This window comes from Rhizobacter sp. P2_H2 (assembly GCF_056403375.1).
This window is the reverse complement of record NZ_JBFUFP010000371.1, coordinates 1-4884: the sequence shown is the minus strand read 5'-3', so window position 1 is coordinate 4884 and position 4884 is coordinate 1. Positions and strand designations below refer to the sequence as shown.

The 4884-nt window shown below is 66.3% G+C and carries 3 protein-coding genes; all 3 read left to right on the top strand.

Translation table 11 applies throughout. From position 1 onward, the window contains the following. The coding region (locus AC1D15_RS18225; protein WP_477827089.1) for an ammonium transporter at positions 1-1392 on the top strand (1392 nt) is incomplete at its 5' end. A gap of 198 nt (positions 1393-1590) precedes the next feature. After that, entirely contained in the window at positions 1591-2886 is a 1296-nt protein-coding gene (gene gshA / locus AC1D15_RS18220) for a glutamate--cysteine ligase (protein WP_047509792.1), read from the top strand. A gap of 224 nt (positions 2887-3110) precedes the next feature. Beyond that, on the top strand, positions 3111-4884 hold a 1774-nt coding region (locus AC1D15_RS18215; protein ID WP_477827088.1), incomplete at its 3' end, for a potassium transporter Kup.

The window sequence follows — 4884 nt, the reverse complement described above, 5'->3', positions numbered from 1 at the left end:
GACGCGGCCTCCGCGCCGGCTGCCGCAGCGTCCGCTGCAACGGCCGCATCGGCGCCTGCCGTGCCGGTCGCCAACAAGGGCGACGTCGCCTGGATGATCGTCGCGACGCTGCTCGTGATCATGATGACGGTGCCGGGCCTGGCGCTGTTCTACGGCGGCCTGGTCCGCAGCAAGAACATGCTGTCGGTGCTGATGCAGGTGATGGTCACCTTCTCGCTGATCGTCGTGCTGTGGACCATCTACGGCTACAGCCTGGCCTTCACCGAAGGCAACAAGTTCGTCGGCGGCCTCGACCGGCTGTTCATGAAGGGCATCTTCGATCCGGCCACCGGCGTGTTCGCGATGGGCGCGACCTTCAGCAAGGGTGTCTACATCCCCGAGCTGCTGTTCGCGGCCTTCCAGGCGACCTTCGCCGGCATCACCTGCTGCCTGATCGTCGGCGCGTTCGCCGAGCGCATCAAGTTCTCGGCCGTGCTGCTGTTCATGGCGCTGTGGTTCACCTTCAGCTACGCGCCGATCGCGCACATGGTCTGGTTCTGGATGGGCCCGGATGCGTACAGCGCCGCGGGCGTCGTCGACGAGATGAACTCGAAGGCCGGCCTGCTGTGGCAATGGGGCGCGCTCGACTTCGCGGGCGGCACGGTGGTGCACATCAACGCCGCCGTCGCGGGCCTGGTGGGTGCGTACATGGTCGGCAAGCGCGTCGGCTACGGCAAGGAAGCGTTCACGCCGCACTCGCTGACGCTCACGATGGTCGGTGCCTCGCTGCTGTGGGTGGGCTGGTTCGGCTTCAACGCCGGTTCGGCGCTCGAAGCCGGCAACAGCGCCGTGCTCGCCTTCATGAACACCTTCACGGCCACCTCGGCCGCGGTGCTCGCGTGGTCGATCGGTGAAGCGCTGATGCGGGGCAAGGCCTCGATGCTGGGTGCGGCTTCCGGTGCGGTGGCAGGCCTGGTGGCGATCACGCCGGCGGCCGGCAATGTCGGCCTGATGGGCGCGATCGTGATCGGCTTCGTCGCCGGTTTCGCCTGCCTGTGGGGCGTCAACGCGCTGAAGAAGCTGCTCGGTGCCGACGACTCGCTGGACGTGTTCGGCGTGCACGGCGTCGGCGGCATCGTCGGCGCGCTGCTGACGGGCGTGTTCAACACGCAATCGCTCGGCGGCCCCGGCCTGGTCGGCGACTGGGTCACGGCCTCGGTCACCTCCAACGGCATCGGCGCCCAGGTGTGGATCCAGCTGAAGGCCGTGCTCGTGACCGTCGTCTGGTCGGGCGTGGTCTCGGTGGTGGCGTTCAAGATCGTTGACCTGGTGGTCGGCCTGCGCGTGACGGAAGAAGAGGAACGCGAAGGCCTGGACATCTCGGCACACGGCGAGACGGCTTATCACCAGTAATTTTGGGAAGAGGCGCGGACTTCGGTCCGCGCGGGACACAGGGAAGGCCGCCTCCGGGCGGCCTTTTCCTTTTCGGCCCGGGGGCCCCTGCCGGCCGTGACGCATGGCGCACACCGGCCGGGGCCTCCGCACTTGCCATCGACGGCGGCGACCCCAGATGCCTAGAATCCGCGATCCCCAGGCGTTCAACGGGCTCTTATGGTTCCCCATCTCATCACTGCACTCACCGGCCCGATCAACGAACTGGAGCAGCGCATCCTCGAATCGCTGCCGGCCATCGAGCGCTGGTTCCGCCTCGAATGGATGGAGCACACGCCGCCGTTCTACACCTCGGTCGACGTGCGCAATGCCGGCTTCAAGCTGGCGCCGGTCGACACCAACCTGTTTCCGGGCGGCTTCAACAACCTGACGCCCGAGATGCTGCCGCTGGCGGTGCAGGCGGCGATGGCGGCGATCGAGAAGATCTGCCCCGAGGCCAAGAACCTGCTGCTGATCCCCGAGAAGCACACCCGCAACACGTTCTACCTGATGAACGTGGCGCGCCTGATGCAGATCTTCCACCAGGCCGGGCTGAACGTGCGCCTGGGCACGCTGGACGACACCATCAAGGCGCCGACGCAGATCGACCTGCCCGACGGCAGCGCGCTGACCGTCGAGCCGCTGCTGCGCACGCGCGGGCGCCTCGGGCTGAAGGATTTCGATCCCTGCACGATCCTGCTGAACAACGACCTGTCGGCCGGCATCCCGAAGGTGCTGGAGAACCTGCACGAGCAGTACCTGCTGCCGCCGCTGCACGCCGGCTGGGCGGTGCGCCGCAAGACCAACCACTTCCAGGCCTATGAAGAGGTCGCGAAGAAGTTCGCCAAGCTGCTGGGCATGGACCCGTGGCTGATCAACCCGATGTTCGCCCGCTGCGGCGAGGTCAATTTCAGCGACGGCACCGGCGCCGAATGCCTGGCGAGCAATGCCGAGGCGCTGCTGGGCAAGATCCGCCGCAAGTACAAGGAATACGGCATCCAGGAGAAGCCGTTCATCATCGTGAAGGCCGATGCCGGCACCTACGGCATGGGGATCATGACGGTGCGCGACCCGAAGGACCTGGTCGACCTGAACCGCAAGGCACGCAACAAGATGAGCGTGATCAAGGACGGCCAGGAGGTCAGCGAGGTCATCCTGCAGGAAGGCGTGCCGACCTACGAGCGCGTCAATGACGCTGTCGCCGAGCCGGTCGTCTACATGATCGACCGCTACGTGGTTGGCGGCTTCTACCGCGTCAACGCCGAGCGCGGCATCGACGAGAACCTGAATTCCCCCGGGGCGAGCTTCGTGCCGCTGGCCTTCGCCGAGTCGAACCAGCTGCCCAAGCCGGGCGTCAAGCCGGGTGCCAGTGCACCGAATCGCTTCTACATGTACGGAGTGATCGCTCGCTTGGCCATGCTCGCGGCCAGCTACGAAATGGAAGCGACCGACCCCGACGCCGAGGTCTACGAGTAGATGGAGCCCCTCGGTCGACGGGTACGTCGGCCGATCCCCCGGGGGGATGCGGGCCGGCTTGGGGCGGCCCGGCGCTCGGCCCTACACCACTCGTTGCTGCAGTGCAACATCAACCCCCGACACCTTGGGGGTGGGGGCGGGCGATCTGTTTCCGGGCGTATCCACGGGCGCACAATGGCCGTCCTTTGGATTGAGCCGTGCCCCTTCGGCGGGCGCGGTGGAACGTGAATCAGCATCGTCCCAGCTCCAGCCTGGCCGCCCTGACGCTGGGCGCCCTTGGCGTCGTCTACGGCGACATCGGCACCAGCCCCCTCTACGCACTCAAGGAAGTCTTCGCCCACGGTCACGTGCCGTTGACGCCGCAGAACATCTACGGCGTGCTGTCGCTGGTGTTCTGGACGCTGACGGTGGTGGTCTCGGTGAAGTACGTGGTGCTGATCCTGCGGGCCGACAACAACGGTGAAGGCGGGTTGATCGCGATGCTCGCGCTGGCGTCGCAGGCGGTGAAGGACCGGCCGGTGCTGCGCAGGCGGCTGCTGATGGTCGGCATCTTCGGCACGGCGATCTTCTTCGGCGATGGCGTGATCACGCCGGCCATCACGGTGCTGGGCGCGATCGAGGGCCTGGAGGTCGCGGCGCCCGGGCTGCACCACTACATCGTGCCCTTGTCGCTGGTGGTGCTGACGCTGCTGTTCCTGGTGCAGCGCCATGGCACCGCGACGGTGGGCAAGCTGTTCGGCCCGGTGATGGTGCTGTGGTTCGCGGTGCTGGCGGTGCTCGGGCTGTCGCAGATCGTGACGAACCCGGCCGTGCTGGCGGCGCTGAGCCCGCATTACGCGCTGGATTTCCTGCTGGGCCATCCGGCGATCGCGTTCATCGCGCTCGGCTCGATCGTGTTGTGCGTGACGGGTGCCGAGGCCTTGTATGCCGACATGGGCCATTTCGGCAAGCGCCCGATCCGTCTCGCGTGGTTCAGCCTCGCGATGCCGGCGCTGGTGCTGAATTATTTCGGGCAGGGCGCGATGTTGCTGGCGCACCCGGAGAACGTGAAGAACCCGTTCTACGAGATGGCGCCGCCCTGGGCGGTGTACCCGCTGATCGGCCTGGCGACGCTGGCGGCGGTGATCGCGTCGCAGGCGTTGATCACGGCGGCGTTCTCGGTGACGAAGCAGGCGATGCAGCTCGGCTACCTGCCGCGGCTGCGCATCCTGCACACCTCGGTGCGGGAGACGGGGCAGGTGTATGTGCCGTTCGTCAACTGGGGGCTGTATGCCTGCATCGTGCTGGCGGTCGTGACCTTCGGCTCGAGCAGCAAGCTGGCGGCGGCGTATGGCATTGCGGTGACGATCGACATGCTGATCACGACCACGATGACCTTCTTCGTGATCCGTTACGGCTGGAAGTACCCGTGGCCGCTGAGCATGGCGGCGACCGGCTTCTTCTTTCTGGTCGACTTCACCTATTTCAGCGCGAACGTCATCAAGGTGTTCGACGGCGGCTGGTTCCCGGTGGTGATCGGTGGCGTGATGTTCATGATCATGATGACCTGGAAGCAGGGTCGCCGGCTGATGGCCGAGCGCCTGCGCGAGGACGCGATCGACCTGAAGAGTTTTCTCGACGCGGTGTTCGTGAGTCCGCCGACGCGGGTGGCCGGCACGGCGGTGTTCCTGGTGAGCGAGCAGGGGCTGACGCCGAATGCGTTGTTGCACAACCTGAAGCACAACAAGGTGCTGCACGAGACCAACCTGTTCGTGACGGTGAAGCTGCACGAGGTGCCGTGGATCGGTTTCGAGAAGCGTTGCGAGATGGAGCCGCTGGGCCGCGACTGCTGGCAGGTGACGGTGCACTTCGGCTTCAAGAACGAGCCGGACGTGCCGGAGGCGCTGAACTTCTTGCGCACGCGAGGCTGCCAGATGGACGACATGGAGACCTCGTATTTCCTGTCGCGCGACATCGTGATCCCGACGTTTGGGAGCGGCATGGCGAGCTGGCGCGAGA

Bases quoted from the DNA above. Each gene is read 5' to 3' on its own strand.
- gshA (WP_047509792.1), top strand. From the start codon at position 1,591: ATGGTTCCCCATCTCATCACTGCACTCACCGGCCCGATCAACGAACTG.